At 51.9% G+C, this 18,903-nt stretch carries 21 protein-coding genes; 16 read left to right on the plus strand and 5 right to left on the minus strand.

What is annotated here, in order from left to right:
- Nucleotides 1–102 precede the first annotated feature (102 nt).
- Complete coding sequence (locus ACR64Q_RS05200; protein ID WP_313733814.1) at nt 103–2,514, minus strand: ABC transporter permease; 2,412 nt, start codon at nt 2,512–2,514, stop codon at nt 103–105.
- Nucleotides 2,511–3,209, minus strand: coding sequence for an ABC transporter ATP-binding protein (locus ACR64Q_RS05205; protein ID WP_313733815.1), 699 nt, complete (start codon nt 3,207–3,209; stop codon nt 2,511–2,513). The genes ACR64Q_RS05200 and ACR64Q_RS05205 overlap by 4 nt, the downstream gene beginning before the upstream one ends.
- 116 nt (nt 3,210–3,325) lie before the next feature.
- Between ACR64Q_RS05205 and ACR64Q_RS05210 the strand changes: the two genes are divergently transcribed.
- Complete coding sequence (locus ACR64Q_RS05210) at nt 3,326–3,871, plus strand: methyltransferase family protein (protein ID WP_483823281.1); 546 nt, start codon at nt 3,326–3,328, stop codon at nt 3,869–3,871.
- A 116-nt stretch (nt 3,872–3,987) separates the two neighbouring features.
- On the opposite strand, the gene trxB is transcribed toward ACR64Q_RS05210, so the two are convergent.
- Nucleotides 3,988–4,944 (minus strand): thioredoxin-disulfide reductase, encoded by a 957-nt coding sequence (gene trxB / locus ACR64Q_RS05215; protein WP_313733817.1) that lies wholly within the window; start codon nt 4,942–4,944, stop codon nt 3,988–3,990.
- A gap of 171 nt (nt 4,945–5,115) precedes the next feature.
- Between trxB and ACR64Q_RS05220 the strand changes: the two genes are divergently transcribed.
- The 4 genes from ACR64Q_RS05220 to ACR64Q_RS05235 are packed head-to-tail and all read left to right on the plus strand — an operon-like array spanning nt 5,116 to nt 8,737.
- A complete protein-coding gene (locus ACR64Q_RS05220; protein ID WP_313733818.1) occupies nt 5,116–7,422 on the plus strand; it encodes a DNA translocase FtsK in 2,307 nt (768 codons plus the stop codon).
- 5 nt (nt 7,423–7,427) lie between these two features.
- Entirely contained in the window at nt 7,428–7,622 is a 195-nt protein-coding gene (locus ACR64Q_RS05225) for a hypothetical protein (RefSeq protein ID WP_313733819.1), read from the plus strand.
- A 10-nt stretch (nt 7,623–7,632) separates the two neighbouring features.
- A complete protein-coding gene (locus tag ACR64Q_RS05230) occupies nt 7,633–7,899 on the plus strand; it encodes a SemiSWEET transporter (RefSeq protein WP_313733820.1) in 267 nt (88 codons plus the stop codon).
- Between the two features lie 19 nt (nt 7,900–7,918).
- Nucleotides 7,919–8,737 carry a GntR family transcriptional regulator gene (locus ACR64Q_RS05235; protein WP_313733821.1) on the plus strand — a complete coding sequence of 273 codons (819 nt, stop codon included), beginning with the start codon at nt 7,919–7,921 and terminating at the stop codon, nt 8,735–8,737.
- Here ACR64Q_RS05235 and ACR64Q_RS05240 read toward each other — a convergent pair.
- Complete coding sequence (locus ACR64Q_RS05240) at nt 8,734–9,678, minus strand: ribokinase (protein ID WP_313733822.1); 945 nt, start codon at nt 9,676–9,678, stop codon at nt 8,734–8,736. The two genes, ACR64Q_RS05235 and ACR64Q_RS05240, sit on opposite strands and share 4 nt — an antisense overlap.
- 130 nt (nt 9,679–9,808) lie before the next feature.
- Here ACR64Q_RS05240 and ACR64Q_RS05245 point away from each other — a divergent pair, with 130 nt between their 5' ends.
- From ACR64Q_RS05245 to ACR64Q_RS05290, 10 genes are all read left to right on the plus strand, one after another.
- Nucleotides 9,809–10,669, plus strand: coding sequence for a PEP-CTERM sorting domain-containing protein (locus ACR64Q_RS05245; protein ID WP_313733823.1), 861 nt, complete (start codon nt 9,809–9,811; stop codon nt 10,667–10,669).
- A 44-nt stretch (nt 10,670–10,713) separates the two neighbouring features.
- Complete coding sequence (locus ACR64Q_RS05250; RefSeq protein WP_313733824.1) at nt 10,714–11,544, plus strand: hypothetical protein; 831 nt, start codon at nt 10,714–10,716, stop codon at nt 11,542–11,544.
- Between the two features lie 190 nt (nt 11,545–11,734).
- Complete coding sequence (gene cobO, locus ACR64Q_RS05255; RefSeq protein ID WP_026147233.1) at nt 11,735–12,271, plus strand: cob(I)yrinic acid a,c-diamide adenosyltransferase; 537 nt, start codon at nt 11,735–11,737, stop codon at nt 12,269–12,271.
- A gap of 61 nt (nt 12,272–12,332) precedes the next feature.
- On the plus strand, nt 12,333–12,740 hold the full coding sequence (locus ACR64Q_RS05260) for a ketosteroid isomerase-related protein (protein WP_020485433.1): 408 nt from the start codon (nt 12,333–12,335) through the stop codon (nt 12,738–12,740).
- Nucleotides 12,741–12,845: 105 nt separating this feature from the next.
- On the plus strand, nt 12,846–13,208 hold the full coding sequence (locus ACR64Q_RS05265; protein ID WP_020485434.1) for a hypothetical protein: 363 nt from the start codon (nt 12,846–12,848) through the stop codon (nt 13,206–13,208).
- A gap of 381 nt (nt 13,209–13,589) precedes the next feature.
- Nucleotides 13,590–13,910, plus strand: coding sequence for a cold shock domain-containing protein (locus ACR64Q_RS05270; RefSeq protein WP_020485435.1), 321 nt, complete (start codon nt 13,590–13,592; stop codon nt 13,908–13,910).
- Between the two features lie 68 nt (nt 13,911–13,978).
- Nucleotides 13,979–14,614: a DedA family protein gene (locus tag ACR64Q_RS05275; protein ID WP_313733825.1), complete on the plus strand. Its 636-nt coding sequence runs from the start codon at nt 13,979–13,981 to the stop codon at nt 14,612–14,614.
- An 18-nt stretch (nt 14,615–14,632) separates the two neighbouring features.
- Nucleotides 14,633–15,703, plus strand: coding sequence for an AI-2E family transporter (locus ACR64Q_RS05280; RefSeq protein ID WP_036278172.1), 1,071 nt, complete (start codon nt 14,633–14,635; stop codon nt 15,701–15,703).
- An 8-nt stretch (nt 15,704–15,711) separates the two neighbouring features.
- Nucleotides 15,712–16,485 (plus strand): DUF3530 family protein, encoded by a 774-nt coding sequence (locus tag ACR64Q_RS05285; RefSeq protein WP_313733826.1) that lies wholly within the window; start codon nt 15,712–15,714, stop codon nt 16,483–16,485.
- A gap of 24 nt (nt 16,486–16,509) precedes the next feature.
- Entirely contained in the window at nt 16,510–16,746 is a 237-nt protein-coding gene (locus tag ACR64Q_RS05290) for a TIGR02647 family protein (protein WP_020485439.1), read from the plus strand.
- Between the two features lie 7 nt (nt 16,747–16,753).
- Here the strand turns inward: ACR64Q_RS05290 and ACR64Q_RS05295 are convergent, their stop codons facing one another.
- Nucleotides 16,754–17,119, minus strand: coding sequence for a DUF6164 family protein (locus tag ACR64Q_RS05295; RefSeq protein WP_313733827.1), 366 nt, complete (start codon nt 17,117–17,119; stop codon nt 16,754–16,756).
- A gap of 75 nt (nt 17,120–17,194) precedes the next feature.
- Between ACR64Q_RS05295 and ACR64Q_RS05300 the strand changes: the two genes are divergently transcribed.
- Nucleotides 17,195–18,898, plus strand: a complete 1,704-nt coding sequence (locus tag ACR64Q_RS05300; RefSeq protein WP_313733828.1) for an ATP-binding SpoIIE family protein phosphatase — start codon at nt 17,195–17,197, stop codon at nt 18,896–18,898.
- Nucleotides 18,899–18,903 lie beyond the last annotated feature (5 nt).

Here is an 18,903-nt window from a genome sequence, read left to right on the forward strand (position 1 = left end):
CCCTTTAGGGTGCTGAGGCAGTTGAAGGGCGCACCAGCCAGGGCTTCGGCGAGCTCAGCCAAATAGGGTCGGGTTAATCGCTAAAACCCAATGCTGAGCCATTCAGTGTCCCAAACATTCTCTAATGCTTAGGCGGGTTGCCTTACGCGCCGGCCAGAAAGCAGCGATCCAAGCTACCGTAAGTACAATCAGCAGCCAATACAGAATTGCCCATAAGTCGAAGCGGAAATCCAGTTGTATGCCAAGCATAGTTCGTCCGAGTGTTTTGGCTAGCGGCTCGGCGGCCAAATAAGCCAACGGAATACTCAGCAACCAAGCTATGCCGCCATGCAGCAGACCTTCCAGTAAGAACATGCGGAACACTTTTTGGGAGGGGGCGCCGATGGCGCGCAATACGCCAATTTCGCGAATGCGCTGCAATACGCTAATTGCCAACGTGCCTGACAGACCAATACCGCCGACTGCCGCAATCATGCAGGCAAGGCCCAGCAGGGTGTTCAACACGGGCTTGAACTGGTTGCGGGTAAACTGGCGTTGTTCCAGTTTGGCGAGCGTGGTGTAAACATCCAGTTGTATGCCATGCTCCTGAAACTGTTGTTGCAAGTTGCGTAGATAATCGGCCTCCTGATGTAGGTCTGCAACCGGCGTATTGAGCAACGCAAACGATGCCAATTCCCGGTTTTGGGTAATCTGCCGGAGGGTTTCCAGCGGCGCATAGGCCGGTTCTACCGTATAGCTGTTGCCGGCCAACCAACGATAGATGCCTATCACTTGCCATCTCTCGTGATCGGCTCCGAGCGCGACGTCCAGCATATCGCCGGCTCGGATACCGTTCAGCTCTGCCGTATCCGCACTCAGCACCAGCACGCGCTGGCCGGCGTCACCGGTTTGCAACCAGCGCCCGGATTCGATCAGCGGTTGATACATGCTTGAGTTTTTTGGCAATGCGAGCAGTTGTAGGCCCAGGCTGCCCTTTTGCTGTAAAGCTTGGCCCTCCTTGGCAATTTGCAAGCTTGAGCGTTGCCAGAATTCAATTTGTCCCGTGCCGGCTACTGCGGCGGCAATATCGCGAATTGTTTGCTCGGATTGGTCTTGGGTAAAGCCCAGCCTCACGGCATAACGGCTGCGGGCCATTTCCCGGTCCAGCGTTAAATTCAACGAGGCGATCAAACTGGTTAGCACTAAAAACATCACGCCGGCACAGATCAATACGCTTTGCGTTAAGACCAGCCTGGCTTTACGGCGGAACAAATTCCCTAAAGCTGCGGCGGATAAAGTCGGTAGAAAGCGCGCGCCGAACTTCTCTATTAGCAGATCGAAACGGTTGTAGCCAAAATCCGCGCCCACGCCATAACTGGCGATTGCCGCACGCACCGTCATTGCCGCACCGCGCAGAATTGGCGGCAACCCCGCCAGCAACGGTGCCAGCAGGCCACCGAGCAGCATGTAAGCAACGGCGGGCACGGAAATTACGAACGCGCCGCAGTCGATATTGAATAAACCCAGTAGTCGGCAAGCGCTGAAATAAGCGGCGGCTAGGGCAGGCGGTATGGCCAAAATGATCGCCACCAACGATAAAAATAGGATTTCCAGTAGATACAGTTTGGCAATCGTTATGGTTTTGGCGCCCAGCGCTTTCATGACGCCGATCTGATCGGTTTGCTGGGTAATGTGAGCGGATACGGTGTTTAAAATCAATACGCTAGCCAGGGTTAACGAGACTAAGGCCATGATTTGCAGCACGCCGTTGATCCCGGCTAAAAACGGCCGGCCCCAATGTTGTTGCGGGTCTTGCAACAAGGTAACGTTGACGCCGATATGCCGCTCGCTCAGCAGGCTACGAATTTGCCCGGCAACGTTACGGGCGGATTCGCTGCTGTAAGGTTCGGCGATTTGCACCAATAACTGCCGAAAACTGTGTGCCGGAATCCCGAACTGGGCAGCATGGGCTACGCTGGCAAAAAAATGCACCTGGCCGCCGAATTTGGGCGGTTTAACAAACGGATGACGGACGATGCCGCCGATAGGCAAGGTTTGCGGCCCTAGGGCGGTTTCGAATTCGATGTTGCCGCTTTGTATGTCGCTGGACAGCGCGGAGAGGTTTTCAATCGCAATTTGATCTCCGCTTGGCCAATTACCGGATTGCAAAGCGGTTTTATCGAAATGCTGTTCTTCATAATCTGGCCGAATAATCAACGTACCTAGATGCCAGTCGGTTTCGCCGGGTTGGCGGAAATGCACGCTCAGCGGTGTCATCGTATCGACGCCGGCTACGCCAGGTATGGCCTTGATTTGCTCCAACAAACTGATGTCCGCATCGTGTCGCAAAATCAGATTGATATGCGAGGGCTGCGATTGCCGATGTGCGGCATCCATTTTGCCCAGCAGCAAGTCGATCATGCCGAATAAAGTGCCGACACAACAGACGCCGACGGCGATGCTAACAATCGCCAGGGCAGTACGGCTTTTTGTTAGCCACAAGTCGGCCCAGACTTTCTGCCAAAGCGTATTCACCTGGCGCCTGCCGGCTGGCTGTCGGCGTGGATTCGTCCGGAACGAATTTCCAGTTTGCGGCTGGCGGCATCGGCCAGGGTCTCGTTGTGGGTGACCATCACCAGGGTTTTGCCTTGATCCCGCAGGTGCGCGAACAAATCGAACACGGAATCGGCAGTGGCCGCATCCAGATTGCCCGTCGGTTCGTCAGCGACGATCAGCGGCGGGTCGTTTGCCAGCGCGCGGGCAATCGCCGCCCGTTGTTGCTGGCCACCGGAAACCTGGCTGGGCAAGCGCTCCGCCGCATCGGTTAGACCGACCAGTTCCAGCAAATGCATGGCCCGTTCGCGGCGTTGGTGTTTGTTTAATGAGCCGAGAAAGTCCATCGGCAGTACGATATTTTGCAGCAGATTCAGGGCTGGTAATAACTGAAAAAACTGAAACACGATGCCGATATTGGCGCCGCGCCAACGGGTGAGCTTTTCGTTACTGAGTTTTTGCAGCTCGGCACCATTGACGATGACTTGGCCTTGGCTGGGATGGTCGATGCCGGTAAGCAGATTCAATAAAGTGGATTTGCCGTTGCCTGACGGCCCGACGATGGCGACGAATTCGCCGGGGTAAATGTCCAGATTGATGTCGTGCAAAACGGTTTGCAGCGTGCCGGCTTGCGGGTAATCCTTATAAACCTGTTTCAGTTCTATGATCTTATTCATAACAGCCGGCAAATTGCGGTATGTTACACGAGGCGCGGGCATCCTGGCATACCCGTCATTTCACTGACTTTTTCGCCGGAGGGCGATCAATGACATCGGTACGGATTTTGTGGCTAATGCTGTGCTTAATTTGGATGGCGGCGGAGATTATGTTGGCTCGCCGCACTGCGGTGCATGCAGGGTCGATTTTGAGTACCGAACGGCGTTCGCAACGTGTATTGTGGATCAGTATCTTGATCAGTTTGGGCCTGGCCTTATGGTTTAAGAATCTGGCCTTGGCACCGATCAAGCTTGAGTATCTGCCTAGGCAAGCAATGGCAATGGCGTTGTTTGCCGCCGGGCTCTATCTGCGTTACACGGCGGTGATGCAATTGGGGCGATTTTTTACGACGAATGTAGCGATACAACAAGAGCATCGTCTGATAAAGGAAGGTCCGTATCGCTGGTTGCGGCATCCGGCCTACACCGGCTTGTTGATCGCCTTGTTTGCCGCCGGTGTGGCGATGGGGGATTTTGTCGCTTTGGCGACCTTGCTGGTGCCGACAATATGGGCGTTTAGCCGGCGCATCGAAATTGAAGAGCGGATGTTGTTGGCCGAGTTTGGCAGTGTTTATGCGGAATTTTGCCAATCTACTTGGCGGCTGCTGCCTTGGGTATACTGAAAGCGGGGAGATTGGGAGGAACGATGACGCTGGCTTTGAATTATTTGTAGCCGCTTAAATTGGTAGGTCACGTAACCGCTCGCGGCAACGTGACCAGTAGTCACAAAATCAACGCTTTAGCCAACTAACTCATCCAAGTATTTTTCCACATCCAATGCCGCCATACAGCCGGCACCGGCCGAGGTAATGGCTTGTTTGTAATGCGAGTCCATCACGTCGCCAGCCGCGAATACACCAGGTACACTGGTCGCGGTGGCGTTGCCGTGAATGCCGCTGTTCACCACAATATAACCGTGTTCCATTTTCAATTGACCGGTAAAAATATCGGTATTGGGGGTGTGGCCGATGGCGATGAACACACCGTGCACATCCAAATCTTTGGTCGAGCCGTCCTGGCTGTTTTTAATGCGCAGACCGGTCACGCCCATCTCGTCGCCCAGCACTTCGTCCAGTTGATGGTTCCACTCGATACGCACATTGCCGGACTTGGATTTTTCGATCAATTTGTCCGACAAGATTTTTTCGGAGCGGAATTTGTCGCGTCTATGTACTACGATCACCTCGGAGGCGATGTTGGACAAGTACAAGGCTTCCTCCACAGCAGTATTACCGCCGCCGATCACCGCGACCGGTTTATTGCGGTAAAAGAAGCCGTCGCAAGTGGCGCAGGCGGAAACGCCTTTACCTTTGAAAGCTTCTTCGGAGTCCAGTCCCAAATATTTGGCCGACGCGCCGGTGGCGATGATCAAGGCATCGCAGGTGTAGACGCCAGCGTCGCCGGTCAAGGTAAACGGCTTTTGCGACAGATCGGCGGTATGAATATGGTCGAAAATGATTTCGGTGTTGAATCGTTCTGCGTGTAGACGCATCCGTTCCATCAAATCCGGGCCTTGCAAGCCTTCCACGTCGCCGGGCCAGTTGTCCACTTCAGTGGTGGTGGTCAATTGGCCGCCTTGTTGCATGCCGGTGATCATCACCGGATTCAGATTGGCGCGCGCGGCGTAAACGGCTGCGGTGTAACCGGCCGGGCCGGAACCTAGGATTAAAAGTTTGCAATGTTTTGCGGCAGCCATTATGTCGAGTCTCCATGCGGGTTAGGGTAGCAAAATTATAAGGGCATTCCCCCCGCGATAAAACCGATTTACCAACTGGTTTTTAAAGGCGTGGCCGGTAAAGCTAATGTGAAATCGATTTACATCATCTATAATCATGTTTTGTGACGCTTTTATTGTGAGCCGACAATTATGGTTGCTGTTGTGGAAGAGAAAGCCGCGCGAGGCTATCGCGAAATCGCATTACTGGGATTTTCGAGTTGTGCGTTGTTTTTTTTAATTGCCCTAGTCACTTTTAACTCCAACGATCCGGGTTGGAGCCATAGCACATCGTATCAATCCATCAGCAATGCCTGCGGTTTGTTTGGCGCTTGGCTGGCGGATTTTGTCCTGAGTTTCCTGGGCTTGATGGCTTACCTGATTCCCATCATGATTTTCTGGTATGGCTACATCTTGTTTCAAGGCTCCCGCCAGACCGGTGGGCAGTGGGCACTGGCATCGCGTTCGGCAGGTTTCCTGGCTACAACGGTTTCCGGTTCGGCGATTCTGTTTTTGCATCTGCATTTTCTGCGTACCAAAGTAGATTTACCGGAGAGTCCTGGCGGCATTCTGGGGCGGGAGATCGGCGACGCCTTGGTGCATTTGTTAGGTAACTCGGGCTCTACCTTGTTATTGCTCGCCATTTTTATGACCGGTGTGACTTTGTTTACCGGCTTGTCCTGGCTGACGATGATGGCCTTTATCGGTAAATGCGCCATGACTGCCTGTTCGGTGGTGGGCAGGCAGGCGGTAGAGGTGCCAGAGCGTTACCGCGCAGACAAATCGGTGCGACCTGAGTCTGCAAAAGAAGCCAAGAAACCACGTAGTCAGCAACCTGAAGTTAAAACCGAAGAACGCGCGAAAAAACCGCAGATTCAAGTACTGGAAACCGCGCAACCGTCTGCTGCCGCTGCGGTTAGACCTTTGCGTAGAAAAGACAGCAAGCCTGTCGATGATATGGAACCCGGCGCCTACATCAATGCCTTGCCAACCTTGTCATTGCTGGATAAGCGCGAAATCAAAGTTAAACGCTATTCCAAAATAGAGCTGGAAGAAATTTCCCGGCAGGTGGAAGACGTGTTGCAGGACTACGGTATCGCTGCCGAAGTGGAAGCGGTTTTGCCTGGTCCGGTTATCACGCGTTTCGAATTGCGTTTAGCGGCCGGCGTGAAAGTGAGCCGTATCAGTAGTTTGGCCAAAGACTTGGCGCGCGGCTTGTCGGTGACTAGCGTGCGGATTGTTGAGATTATCGAAGGCAAGTCCGTCATCGGTTTGGAAATTCCGAATCAGGAACGGGAGATGGTTTCGCTGCGCGATTTGTTGGTCTCGGACGAATTTGAACGGGCTAAATCCAAACTCAGCATCGCGATGGGCAAGGATATTTCCGGTACGCCGGTGGTCGCCGATCTGGGCAAAATGCCGCATGCGCTGGTGGCCGGTACCACGGGTTCCGGTAAATCGGTGGCGATCAACACGATGATTCTCAGCTTGCTTTATAAATCCAAGCCGGAAGACGTGCGGATGATCATGATAGACCCGAAGATGCTGGAGTTGTCGGTGTACGAAGGCATTCCGCATTTGCTGACGCCGGTTGTTACGGATATGAAGGACGCACAGAATGCTTTGCGTTGGGCCGTGGCGGAAATGGAGCGTCGTTACAAATTGATGTCCAAAGTGGGCGTACGGAATCTGGCCGGTTATAACCAGGCAGTTAGAGAAGCGGAAGCTGCCGGTCAGCCGATTCGCGATCCTTTGTTCCGTCCCGAAACCCCTGTGGCCTTGGAAGATTATCCTCTATTGGACACGCTACCGAGCATTGTCATCGTCATTGACGAGTTGGCCGACATGATGATGGTGGTTGGTAAAAAGGTTGAAGAACTGATTGCGCGTTTGGCGCAAAAAGCTCGTGCTGCCGGTATTCACTTGGTATTAGCAACGCAAAGACCTTCCGTCGATGTCTTGACCGGTTTGATTAAAGCCAACGTCCCGACCCGGATTTCCTTCCAGGTATCGTCGCGCATTGACTCCCGGACCATTATCGACCAAGGTGGTGCGGAAGCCTTGCTGGGTAACGGCGACATGCTGTTCTTGCCGTCCGGCACCAGCATCCCGTTGCGTGCTCACGGTGCGTTTGTGGATGATCACGAAGTCCATCGCGTGGTGGAATTCTTGAAAAAAACCGGTCCGACCAATTATCTGGACGAAATCACCCAGGAACGTACCGATAGCGGCGAAGTGGCCGGTTTGGACAGCGAGGACAGCGAGTCCGATGCGCTCTACGACGAAGCAGTGGCTTTTGTCACTGAATCTCGTAAGGCTTCTATATCCAGCGTGCAACGCCGCTTCAAAATCGGTTACAACCGGGCGGCGCGCATTATCGAAGACATGGAAAACGCCGGCGTGGTCAGCATGCCGGAAACCAACGGCTCCCGCGAGGTGTTGGCGCCGCCGCCGCGCTAATTGCGATGAGTATCGTTATTGCTGGCTTGCTGGTCGTCGCTGTTATTTCCGGCATTGGCGGTTGGTTGCTTAGTTCCAAACAAAGTCAGGAAACGCCGGTTAAAATCATGATGTTTGTGGGTTATTTCTGGCTGCTGGCTTTTGCGCAATTATTGCTCGTCGCCTTAGGCTACTTTGGCTGGCAACATTTCAAGGCTTGATTTTTCTGACATGGACCTAATCCCCGAGCTGATCGGTTATCTGGCGGCGACCTTGACGACTGCCTCTTTTCTGCCGCAAGCGATTATGACCTTCAAAACCCGCGATACCGATTCCTTATCGCTAGGCATGTACAGCATGTTTACTTTGGGGGTGTTGCTGTGGTTAATTTATGGCATCTATTTAGCGAACATAGCTATCATAGTCGCCAACGCCATCACTTTTTTACTGGCAGCGGCTATCTTGTGCTTTAAGATTCACAATTTGCTGCGTAAATAAAAATGCCGGGTCAACCACAATGCCTTCTAGTGTTTCCAGCAATATCGAAATAAAAGCCGATACTTCCGCCGCCAATGATAGCAGCGCTTTCATTGAGAAAATTCGCCCGAACACCGGTATTTCCGAGCCTGTCTACAAGCAACTGCAAAGACGCATCACCGATATGATCCAGTCAGGCGAGCTCGGAGATGGTTTTAGTCTGCCATCCGAGCGGGCTTTAGCGGAAGCGTTGGATCTCAGTCGCACTACGGTGCGGCGTTGTTACGAAGAATTGCGGGCTCAGGATTGTATTGCCACTCATGGCCGCGCCGGCGTCACAGTCAAAGCGCCGCCTTCGCGGATCAATCCGGAGATGGGCAAGCTGAAAGGCTTCACCGAGGAAATGCGCGAGCTGGGGATTACCCCGTCCACGCAAATTCTCGAGCACAAGATTGTCGTTGATAGAACTATCGCTTCTATTTTTAATCGTCCTGCCTCTACTCGATTTCTACGTTTGGTAAGGGTGCGCTTGGGAGACGGTATGCCGCTATCGCGCGAAGTGGCTTGGTACGATCTAAGCGTGGCACCGGCTTTGGCCGAGTGGGACGGCGAAGGATCTGCTTATCAATACCTTGAGACCCACTGCGACTTGGGCTTGGTCCATGCTGAGCAATCCATAGAAGCAGTGCTGAGCGATGAGGTGGAAGCCGCCGTATTCGGTTTCGACCAGCCGGGGCCGTGTTTATTGTTGAAGCGCAAGACCTACGCCGACAATGGGCAGATCGTGGAGTATGTCGAAGGCACGTTTCGTGGTGACGCCTACACCTACCGAGTCAATCTGAAAATCCGGCCGAACTAGACTGTTTTTGGCCTTGGATTGGTTTGCATAAAGTTGTCAATCTCGGCTTGGCTCGGCAAGCATCCTAATACGCCACGATGCTTGGCGACCCAGGCACCGCTGGCACAGGCTCGGCTCAAAGCCTCAGTTAAACTCAGATTATTCATTAAGGCAGTCGCCAGGCCGGCGCTGAACGCGTCACCGGCGCCGGTGGCGTCCAGTGCGGCAACGGGCCAAGCCGGTTGATATACGACGTTATCTTTCGTTAAGGCCACGCATCCCGCTTCACCTAGCGTTACCACCAGTAGCTCTCCTGACCAGGCAATTTGTTCCGCACAGTTGGCTAAGTTATTCATCCACCGCTCCAGACTGATTTCACTGTTGCTTAGGCCGAATAGTGACGCGGCTTCGGTTTCGTTTGCCACCAAAATATCGGTTAGCTTTAATAAGCCAGGATCAGGTTGGCGCCAGGGTGACGGATTCAGCATCGTTCGGATGCCGCGCTGACGTGCGATCTCGAACGCTTTGCGGATTGGTGCTTCCGGGATTTCAAACTGGGCGTAAATCAAATTTAGTTCTGGAAGGGCGGCTAAGGCCTGTTCGACATGTTCCTTATTCAACAGGGCGTTGGCGCCTGGATAGACGGCCAAAAAATTCTCGCCATTCGGGCCTATAAAGCCGACACCAAAACCGGATTGTGGTCCTGTTCTTAGAAGCCAGCGGTCGTCCAGTCCTTCATTCTTCAGTAATGTAATCACACTGTCCGCAACTGCATCCATTCCCAGCGGCAATAGCATTGCCACCTCAGCGCCTTGTTTATGCGCGGCTAAGCCGACATTCAAACCCTTACCGCCGTGCTCCTCAATTATGCCGGTAGCTTGCACGGATTCGCCTGAACAGGGCAGGCGCTCAACGTGCAGGCAGTGGGCATGGACATAGCTGGCTAAAACTAGGATGGACACGCAAACTCCAATTCTCGGAAAAAATCTGTGAAATAGTACCGAAATAAATCCAAGAATTTACGATTGACGCAAATATTTCTATCTGGTATTTCTATGGTACCTTAATTGAATACCAAAAAAGAGGGTCGTCATGAAGCGTCAATACATCATAGCTGGGCTATTACTTTGCAGCTCACCCACACTACATGCTTATACAACATTCGCCAGCGCAGGCGCTAAAGTAGGGGGGCATTCGTATCCTGATCCATCGCCGTACACGGTATTGCCGTTTGCAGATGGTCAAACCGATTCTCATACAAACGCAGTGTCACACGCTTATGGTTCGGTTTACGATCAAGGGTTCGATGCCAACACCGAATCAGGCTATTCCTATAGAAGACAAGCAATAGCTTCAGCCGACGCTAGTCCAGGCATATTAAAAGCCTACGCCAGTGCCGGTTATTTTTTAGATGGCCCACATCCAAATAATTTGGGTGTGGTTGGAGTTGCCAATGCCGAATTCACGGATACTTTCTCTATTTTTTCGAGTAAATTATTCGTCGACATTAATATCGAATATCACTTAAGCGGCAGTTTGCAGGGGTTAGCAAAAGTCAAAGGCGGCTTAAAAATATCTTCGTACGATGACACGTTTAACATTAACGCGAGTGAGGCTTTGGCCTCCCCCCTGCAGTTTAATTGCTCATCAAACATTAACTCGTGTACCGGCAAAGCCACTGTTTCAGTACCTGCCAATTGGGATATATCGATTTCCGGTTTTTTGGAAGTTCTTGCTGCGGCCAACACCGATGAAAGCCATAAATACGGCGACGCTCTTGCCAATTACGGCAATACTGCCCGGATATTTATTAGCCCGGTAGATACGAGACAACGCATAGTCAGTAGCAGTGGTTTTGATTACTCCCCTGTACCACTTCCAGCGTCCGTTTGGCTATTTGGCAGCGGCATTCTGGGTTTGCTTTTTCGGCTGAGAAAGCCTTTATGGCGGTAACGCCAGGTTAAAATTTTTTTCAACCTATCTTCCCAGAGGTTCGCATGAATCGATTTACAATTTTACTGCCGTTATTTACCGTAATGGCTTATGTGCCGGCGGCCAACGCGTACACCACATCCTTGACCGTGATAGCCAGCGCCAATGCCGCCTACGGTAGTCAATCCTATGATGCTGATTCCAATGTCGTGAATAGTATCGATGGCCCGTCCGCGGATTCCGTCAATGCGTTTTATAAAGTACCCAATAACGGTGGGCCGGGCAGTCTCTCGGAGATTTATCGTTCGTCCGCTAGCGGTTTTGTGAGTCCGGGTGTACTGAAAGCTAGCGCCAGCGCCAGCGCGACGGCCTATGCCGCCAATGTCGCCAGTGGTAGCAGCAAAGTGTCGTTTGCCGATAACTTCAAGTTGGTGGGGCCCAGCGGTCGAAACATCGATCTGACCTTGACTTACTTAGTGTCAGGAGCGCTATCGGGAACCGCCGCCGCTAGCGGTACCGTTCAACTTAGTACGGGTGACAGGATCTCTTTCACGGAAAACGGCTATACGCCGCGTAGTTTCAGTTGCTCATGGATGGCGTCATGTACCGGGGTGGCGACATTTTCGGTGCCGGTCAATACCTTGATTTCGTTGGACGCCTTTCTAGAAGTCGGAGCGGGTGCCAGCAGCTATTTCAAACCAACCCTGACCGAGTCCTCGGCCAATTTTGGGAACACCGGGTTGGTGTATCTGGGGATTGCCGATAGACGTTATCAGTTGCAGAGCGGCAGCGGTTTTAGCTACGCCCCCGTGCCGTTACCTGCCGCGTTTTGGACCTTTGCTGCCGGTTTGTGTGCATTTGGTTTTTCTAATTTGCGCAAGCGGGTAATAGGCTAGTTCAATACCCGATTGCCGCTACTCAAGCACGGCAAAAGTATTCGAAACCGAATCCTTTGCCGTTCCGGAACGTTCTAAGATCGGCAGCGGTGCCGTAATCCCGCTTCTGCCTCTCGGCCGCTGATAAGTTGTTACAATGCTCGACCAATTTAAACAAGCTGCCGATACACGGGCCAGAGAAGCATAATTAATGAAAACCAGAGATAGAAGACACGGAGTAGTATTGGTACATACCGGCGAAGGTAAAGGTAAGTCCTCAAGTGCGTTTGGCATGGTGTTCCGCGCCGCCGGCTGGGGCATGAAAGTCTGTGTGATCCAATTCATCAAAGGTCAATGGCAAACCGGTGAGCAACGGGCGGCGACGCGTTTCGAAGAAATAGAATGGCATGCCTTGGGCGACGGTTTTACCTGGGACACCAAGAACCCGGAACAGGACATCAAGACCAGTCGGGAAATTTGGGAGTTTAGTAAGCAAAAAATCCTCTCCGAAGAATTCGATCTAGTGATCCTGGACGAAATCAATTATTGCTGCGGCTACGGCTGGATCAGCGGCCAGGAAATCGCCGATTTCATCAAAAACGACAAACCCGCCTGGCTGCATTTGGTGATGACCGGCAGGAATGCGGCGCCGGAAGTCATTGAGGCTGCCGACACGGTCACCGAGATGACCAGAATCAAGCACGCTTATGCCGCCGGCATCAAGGCCGAGCAGGGCGTGGAATTTTAAGCTGAAAAAAAGCCGGGCTTCTGGCAAAATTGACGGTTTTTAATCTAGGCTCAAGACCACTATGCAACAAGCAAAAAAACTTATCGAACAGTACTATCAAGCATTCAACAGCGGCGACATGGATACCTTTCTGAGCTTGTTGACCGATGATGTGGTACATGACATTAACCAAGGCGACCGCGAGCAAGGCAAGGCCGCTTTCGCAGAGTTCATGAAAAAAATGAATCACCACTATAAAGAACAGTTGGTGGACATGGTGATTATGGCCAACGAAGAGGGCACGCGCGGCGCGGCCGAGTTTGTGGTGTTGGGCGAATACCTGAACACCGACGAAGGCCTACCGGAAGCCAATGGCCAAACCTACCGGTTGCCGGCCGGCGCGTTTTTCGATATCCGCGACGGCAAAGTAGCGCGCATCACCAACTACTACAATTTGGGCGATTGGATTGCGCAGGTTGATCCGCAGTAAGGCTTTTGTCAGGCGCATTGCCGATACCGGTCAATTGGCATAGAATCCGAAGGGTGACAATTCGGATTCGCCGAAAAAATAACTACAAAACAGAGGAGAGCAACAATGGGTGAAACACAGAAATTGATGATCGCTGTCGTGGGGGTGTTTGTAGCCGGTTTTATCATGGTGGGCGTCAGCAAGGATCAATCCAACGAGGAAAAAGAGGCAGCCGCGCAAATTCGCACGCTGGTGGCTATGCAGGAGATGGCTACCCAAAAATGTCCTAAATTGATCGAAAACAAAACCGGAACTCAGGTTTATTTCCCGTCCAAAACAGATACGGACAAAACCACCTACGTAACGATGGAATGGATAGGCGAGAAAGACTCCAACTTCAAAACCGCATCATGCACCTTGCATTTGGCATTGGGAGGCGTCTCGAAGCTGGTTATTGACGACAAGGTTTTGATTGATAAGAAATTTTAATTAGAGGCGGCGTTTTGCGCGATAGCTGGAAACGTCGTCTTGTCTCCAATCGGATCGGTTAGCGGTGAAAGATATCGTTAGCCGATTTGTCAGTGTTTTTCTGAACATCGACGCCGGGTGTGGTCGTCGTCATTCGCAAACTAACCATCGTAACCGAACAGGCAAAACGGTAGGCTGTTCGCCAATCCTGTTTGCAGGTAAAACAGTTAACGCATCTATTGACGGATGCTCGGTTTGCCGGTGATCGTAAAGTCAGGAAAGGCGTAATCGATCAGATGCTCAAGTCGGGTTTTATGGTTTTGGGGCGGAAGCAGGGATATGACGTTTCCCGGATGTTTCAGACTAAAAACACAAGAATAATAATTAACTAGAGGTGAAAAGATGGCGGATACGACCATCCTAAAGGGTGTTTTAAAAACCTGGAAAGACGATAGAGGTTTTGGCTTTATTCAGCCGGATAATGGCGACAAAGACATTTTTGTCCATATTTCTTCGTTAAAAGGCATGGCCCGCCGTCCTGTGCGCGGCGATGTGATGTTCTATGAAGTTGCCCGCGATACCGGCGGTAAATTAAAAGCAGTCAATGCTCGCATCGAAGGCGTGGCTTACGAACAAAAAACCGCGAAACCTAAAATTTGGTTGTGGCTGCTGGCGTTGGTACTTGGTTTGGTAAGTGCGGCGGTAGCGGCTTATTTTTTATAGCGTGCCGAACAACTGTCATTGGTAGCAGATACTATTGACCGAGATTTTTTAACCGAAAAGAGTAAAACATGGACTGGCTACACTATTTGACCGACATTCTGCTGCACATCGATAAACATTTGGCCAATATCATCAGCGACTACGGCACGCTGACCTATGCCATTTTGTTTTTGGTGATTTTTGTCGAGACCGGTTTCGTGGTGATGCCGTTTTTGCCCGGCGATTCCCTGTTGTTTGCCGCCGGTGCGTTCGTGGCAATGGATGCTTTCAATCTGCCGATATTGCTCGGTGTCTTGGGAGCTGCGGCGGTGCTGGGCGATACCGTCAACTATTGGATAGGCCGCAGCATTGGTCAGCGCGCCTATTCGCTGAGCTGGGTAAACCGCGAACACCTTGATCGCGCCCAAGCGTTTTACGATACCTATGGCGGCAAAACCATCGTGCTGGCGCGTTTTGTACCGATTGTGCGCACCTTTGCGCCGTTCGTGGCCGGGATAGGCAAAATGCCTTACAGCACTTTCATTCTGTATAACATTGTCGGCGGAGTGGCATGGGTGTTGATCTGCGTGTTTGCCGGCTATTTCTTCGGCAATATTCCGCTGGTGAAGAAAAACTTCGAGTTGGTAGTGTTGGGCATCGTGCTGATTTCGATCTTGCCGATCGTGCTGGAAGTTTGGAAAGCCCGTAAACAAGCCAAGCAATAAGGGCGCATGATGGTAGAAATGAACGATTCGCAAAAGTGGTTTGTACTGGCCTTTATATTGGCGTTCGGCGGTCTGTTGTATGTGTTGGCGCCAGTGCTGATGCCTTTTGCCTTCGCGGCGATTCTCGCCTACTTGGGCGATCCAGTCGTGGATAGGCTGGAAACTTTGCAATTCCGAGGCTGGCGTTTAAATCGGACGCTGGCGGTCGTGGTGGTTTTTTCCGGTATCATTTTTTCGATAGCGGCGCTGCTGATCGTCATTATCCCGGCCCTGGAGTATCAGATCGGTGAATTCATCGACAAACTGCCGTCGTATCTAAACTGGATAAACAAATCGGTCGTGCCGGGTTTACAAAAATATCTGGGACGGACGATTAGACCGTTGCGCGAAGATCAGTTAATCAATCTGATCAGGAGTCATTGGCAAGATGGCGGCGGCGTTGCTGAAAACCTGATTCAATCGGTCTCCCATTCCGGTGCCGTCATCGTCGGCTGGGTGATGAATCTGGTATTGATTCCGGTAATCACCTTCTATTTGCTGCGCGATTGGGACGACTTGGTGGCGCGGATTCATGATTTGTTTCCACGTCGCTTTGCCGGCACCGTCGCCAAACTCGCTAGCGAAGCCGACGATGTGCTTGGCGCGTTCATGCGCGGCCAGTTTTATGTGATGCTGGCGTTGGGCATTATTTATAGTGTCGGCTTGTGGTTGGTGGATCTGGAGTTGGCCTTGGTGATAGGCATGCTGGCGGGTTTGGTCAGTTTCGTGCCGTATATGGGCGCCATTACCGGCATCGTGTTTGCGTGCATCGCCGCGCTGCTGCAATTTCAGGATGCTGTGCATTTGTTGCCGGTTTTGATGGTTTTTGCGGTAGGGCAGAGCATGGAAGGCATGTTGTTGACGCCTTGGCTGGTCGGAAACAAAATTGGTTTGCATCCGGTAGCGGTGATGTTTGCCGTGCTGGCAGGCGGTCAGCTGTTCGGGTTTTTAGGCGTATTGTTGGCCTTGCCGGTGGCCTCGGTGATTATGGTGCTGTTGCGGCATATCCATGAGCGCTATACCTTCAGCGGTTTTTACAGCAAGGGTTAGTGTTCGCCATGCGCGTTGCGTCGTTATTCGCGGCATTATTGCTAATCTCGACGCCGGTGTTTGCGACCGATAGTAGCAGAGAGCAGGACTTCGCGACGGCCATACAGCAACAATTGTCCATGGGGCAGGCGATTTGGTTAAAATCCGCCGGCAACACTTTTCTGGCGCTCTACACCGACGCGGAAAAGACCGACAATAGTCGGGTGGCAATCATACTGCACGAAATGGGCGAGCATCCCGATGCCAAGCCCTTGATTCATCGCTTGAGAACCACATTACCGATGCATAATTGGGCTACGCTTGCCGTACAGATGCCTATCAGGGAAAGCGGTGCGCAGTCTGATGACTATTACCCGCTGTTCGACGAGGCACGTGAGCGCATTGATGCGGCTGTGGAGCATCTCCTAAAAAACGGTGCGAAACATATCGCGATTATCGGCTATGGCATGGGGGCGTTGATGGCCGCGTATCGGCTCGGCGATAAACCCAATGATGTGACGGCGCTGGTATCGATTAGTTTGCCGGTGCCGCAAACGACCGCAACGCAGGCGCAAAGCCTCGATTTGATTAAAAAAGTGCAATTGCCTTTTTTGGATGTGTATGCCGAGTTCGATTTACCGGCAGTGCTCGATAGCGCCCGGCAACGGCGCATGGCCGGCAAGGATAATCCGGTGTATCGGCAGATAAGAATGGATGGCGAGGATCACGGCTATCAACAAGATTACGATTTGCTTGTAAAGCGCGTATATAGTTGGCTGACCACGACGGTCAGCGAAGATTAATAATTATTACAAAGGGTGTAACACATGCTTTTATCCGAGGAATTGGTCGCGGAAATTAAATTTTTATCCTTGTTCAATCTGGAGTCCGTACAAGAAGGTGTCAAGGTGCATGGAAATGCCGATCCGGTGTTGATCGGTGCGGCGCAACGCCTGTTCGACAAAGGTTTGGTTACCCAGCATGACGGCGGTTATCTGACCGACCTGGGTATAGAAGTGGCGGAACACGCCCAACGGATGTTGACGATTTTGCAGTCTAACTAACGACGATTCAAAGGCCCAACTCGAACAACCATTTCAAGGAGACGTAAAATATCAGGACTATGACCAAGCTATAGCCGATAAAGCGGACGGGTTTGTTCATGTTGTGGCGTAAAAAGCCATGGTATTCGCCTTGGGCCATTAACTGCCGGTACAACGCGCGTTGGTTTAGGGCGCGTTGTTGCTGGTATTCGTCGAATAATAGTCTGGCTTTATCGACGTCATCGCGTTGATAAAGCCAGATAGCCGGCATTGAAATACCCCAGTTGCCTGCCGAGGTTTCATAAAATTCAATGTCGTTGTCGGCCAGTAACTGCCGAACATCGTCCGCTTCGTCCGTGGGTACGCCTCTTAGCGAGAAAAATAAAATCGTCATAGCCAGCTGTATGGTGTGAGAAGCGCAGATTATAAATCAATAAGCATTCATCGAGAGCCGAGCACTATCTTCAGAATGAATCATCCGAACCCATTTCCACTGCCTGCTCAAACCTCTGTTGTTTTGCTGGAGGATACTGGAGCGAATTCAAATGCGGATAGTTTGCAGGGCGTGTTGCGCGCGCAGGATTTTCGCTGTGCGGTGGCGTCGAGTGCGGAAGAGGTGATTGAACTGCTGACAAGCGCGCCGGTGGATTTACTGATTATTGCCTGTCGCGATTGGCCCTGGCGACAGGTAGCGGATATGCGCGATGCGGCCGATTCCTACTTACCTATCATATTGATTGCCGATGATTTGACCGACACGCTACTGGATCATTGCGCGGCGGTTGAGATTGATGCAGTAATTTGTCGACCGGTCAATCAGCATTTATTACTGTTAAAAATTCGCTCGTCCTTAAAACTGCGGATGTTGTATCAGCACGAGCACGCGCAAAAAACGCAGTTGCTCGACTATTGGCAGACATCCGACCTGGAACATGAAGTCGCGGCGAAACTGTTCAACGATGTCTTAAAAGCCGACTTTCTGGAAACCGAAGCCGTGGCCGTCGTGATGTCGCCCATGGCCTTGTTTAACGGCGACTTGGTTTTGGTTGCCAAAACTCCGGAGAATCATTTGCATGTGCTTTTGGGCGATTTCACCGGCCACGGTTTGTCGGCATCTATAGCCGCCACGCCGTTGGCCGATATTTTCTATGGCATGACGCGTAAAGGTTTCGATATCAACGAAATCGTTGCCGAGATTAACGCCAAACTTTATCGGATGTTGCCGGCTAACCGTTTTCTGGCGGCCACGGTGGTGGCGCTGTATCCCGAGTCGTCTTCGATGAAAAGCATTACCTGCGGGTTGCCCGAGCATTTTTTAGTCAATCATGCCGACAACAGCTTTTTGGCGATACATTCCCTGAATATTCCGCTGGGTATTCAGCCGTCGATTGATATTGAAGAACAACTGCATCGGGTCAGCGAGAACCAGCGTTTGTATCTGCTCACAGACGGTATTTTTGAGGCGGAAAACGCTGAAGGCGAGCTTTTCGGCGGGGAACGTATCCTCAACGCTATCCGGCAAAGTAAAGCCGACGACATCAGAAACTTGCAGGCCAGCCTTGAGGCGCATACCGGCGGCGCGGTGCAAAAAGATGACAATACCTTGGTTATTGTGAGCTGTGCGGTCGATAGCGTGCCCTGGGGGCGCCGAGAGGCGCGGCCGCCCAGGCAGCGTATCGCCGCGACGACCTGGAAGCAGGTCATGGAGTTTGACATCGATAGTTTGCGACTTATCAATCCGGTGCCGGTAATGGTCAACACCGTGATGGAAATACAGGGTTTACAGAATTATCGCCAGGATATTTTCATGATAGTCAGCGAATTGTTCGCGAATGCGTTAGACCATGGCGTGCTGGGTCTGGATTCCGATTTGAAGAGCAGTCCGGAAGGTTTCATGCGCTTTTATGCGATGAAGGACGAGCGCTTGCAACAGCTCCGGCGCGGCAGAATCCGTTTATCGTTTATACATCAAGCGACCGAGTCGGGCGGTCGCCTAGTCGTTAAAGTCCTTGATAGCGGCAACGGCTTTGATTGGCAGCGACGCAATAGCGTACGAAAGGGAGACGAGGCCTACTGCGGACGCGGAATTGTAATGTTGGAGACTTTATGTAGCAGCTTGGTTTACCACGGTTGCGGCAATCGAGTAACCGCCGTTTTCGATTGGCAACATTGATGGGC

This window comes from Methylomonas sp. 2F7 (assembly GCF_057126975.1).

Excerpts from the sequence above, each read along its gene's own strand:
- ACR64Q_RS05210 (WP_483823281.1), top strand. The coding sequence starts at position 3,326 with ATGCTGTGCTTAATTTGGATGGCGGCGGAGATTATGTTGGCTCGCCGC.
- ACR64Q_RS05295 (WP_313733827.1), bottom strand. The coding sequence starts at position 17,119 with ATGACGATTTTATTTTTCTCGCTAAGAGGCGTACCCACGGACGAAGCG.
- ACR64Q_RS05265 (WP_020485434.1), top strand. The coding sequence starts at position 12,846 with ATGGGTGAAACACAGAAATTGATGATCGCTGTCGTGGGGGTGTTTGTA.
- ACR64Q_RS05245 (WP_313733823.1), top strand. The coding sequence starts at position 9,809 with ATGAAGCGTCAATACATCATAGCTGGGCTATTACTTTGCAGCTCACCC.
- ACR64Q_RS05220 (WP_313733818.1), top strand. The coding sequence starts at position 5,116 with ATGGTTGCTGTTGTGGAAGAGAAAGCCGCGCGAGGCTATCGCGAAATC.
- ACR64Q_RS05250 (WP_313733824.1), top strand. The coding sequence starts at position 10,714 with ATGAATCGATTTACAATTTTACTGCCGTTATTTACCGTAATGGCTTAT.
- ACR64Q_RS05225 (WP_313733819.1), top strand. The coding sequence starts at position 7,428 with ATGAGTATCGTTATTGCTGGCTTGCTGGTCGTCGCTGTTATTTCCGGC.
- ACR64Q_RS05280 (WP_036278172.1), top strand. The coding sequence starts at position 14,633 with ATGAACGATTCGCAAAAGTGGTTTGTACTGGCCTTTATATTGGCGTTC.
- ACR64Q_RS05290 (WP_020485439.1), top strand. The coding sequence starts at position 16,510 with ATGCTTTTATCCGAGGAATTGGTCGCGGAAATTAAATTTTTATCCTTG.
- cobO (WP_026147233.1), top strand. The coding sequence starts at position 11,735 with ATGAAAACCAGAGATAGAAGACACGGAGTAGTATTGGTACATACCGGC.
- ACR64Q_RS05260 (WP_020485433.1), top strand. The coding sequence starts at position 12,333 with ATGCAACAAGCAAAAAAACTTATCGAACAGTACTATCAAGCATTCAAC.
- ACR64Q_RS05235 (WP_313733821.1), top strand. The coding sequence starts at position 7,919 with ATGCCTTCTAGTGTTTCCAGCAATATCGAAATAAAAGCCGATACTTCC.
- ACR64Q_RS05230 (WP_313733820.1), top strand. The coding sequence starts at position 7,633 with ATGGACCTAATCCCCGAGCTGATCGGTTATCTGGCGGCGACCTTGACG.
- trxB (WP_313733817.1), bottom strand. The coding sequence starts at position 4,944 with ATGGCTGCCGCAAAACATTGCAAACTTTTAATCCTAGGTTCCGGCCCG.
- ACR64Q_RS05285 (WP_313733826.1), top strand. The coding sequence starts at position 15,712 with ATGCGCGTTGCGTCGTTATTCGCGGCATTATTGCTAATCTCGACGCCG.
- ACR64Q_RS05300 (WP_313733828.1), top strand. The coding sequence starts at position 17,195 with ATGAATCATCCGAACCCATTTCCACTGCCTGCTCAAACCTCTGTTGTT.
- ACR64Q_RS05270 (WP_020485435.1), top strand. The coding sequence starts at position 13,590 with ATGGCGGATACGACCATCCTAAAGGGTGTTTTAAAAACCTGGAAAGAC.
- ACR64Q_RS05275 (WP_313733825.1), top strand. The coding sequence starts at position 13,979 with ATGGACTGGCTACACTATTTGACCGACATTCTGCTGCACATCGATAAA.
- ACR64Q_RS05205 (WP_313733815.1), bottom strand. The coding sequence starts at position 3,209 with ATGAATAAGATCATAGAACTGAAACAGGTTTATAAGGATTACCCGCAA.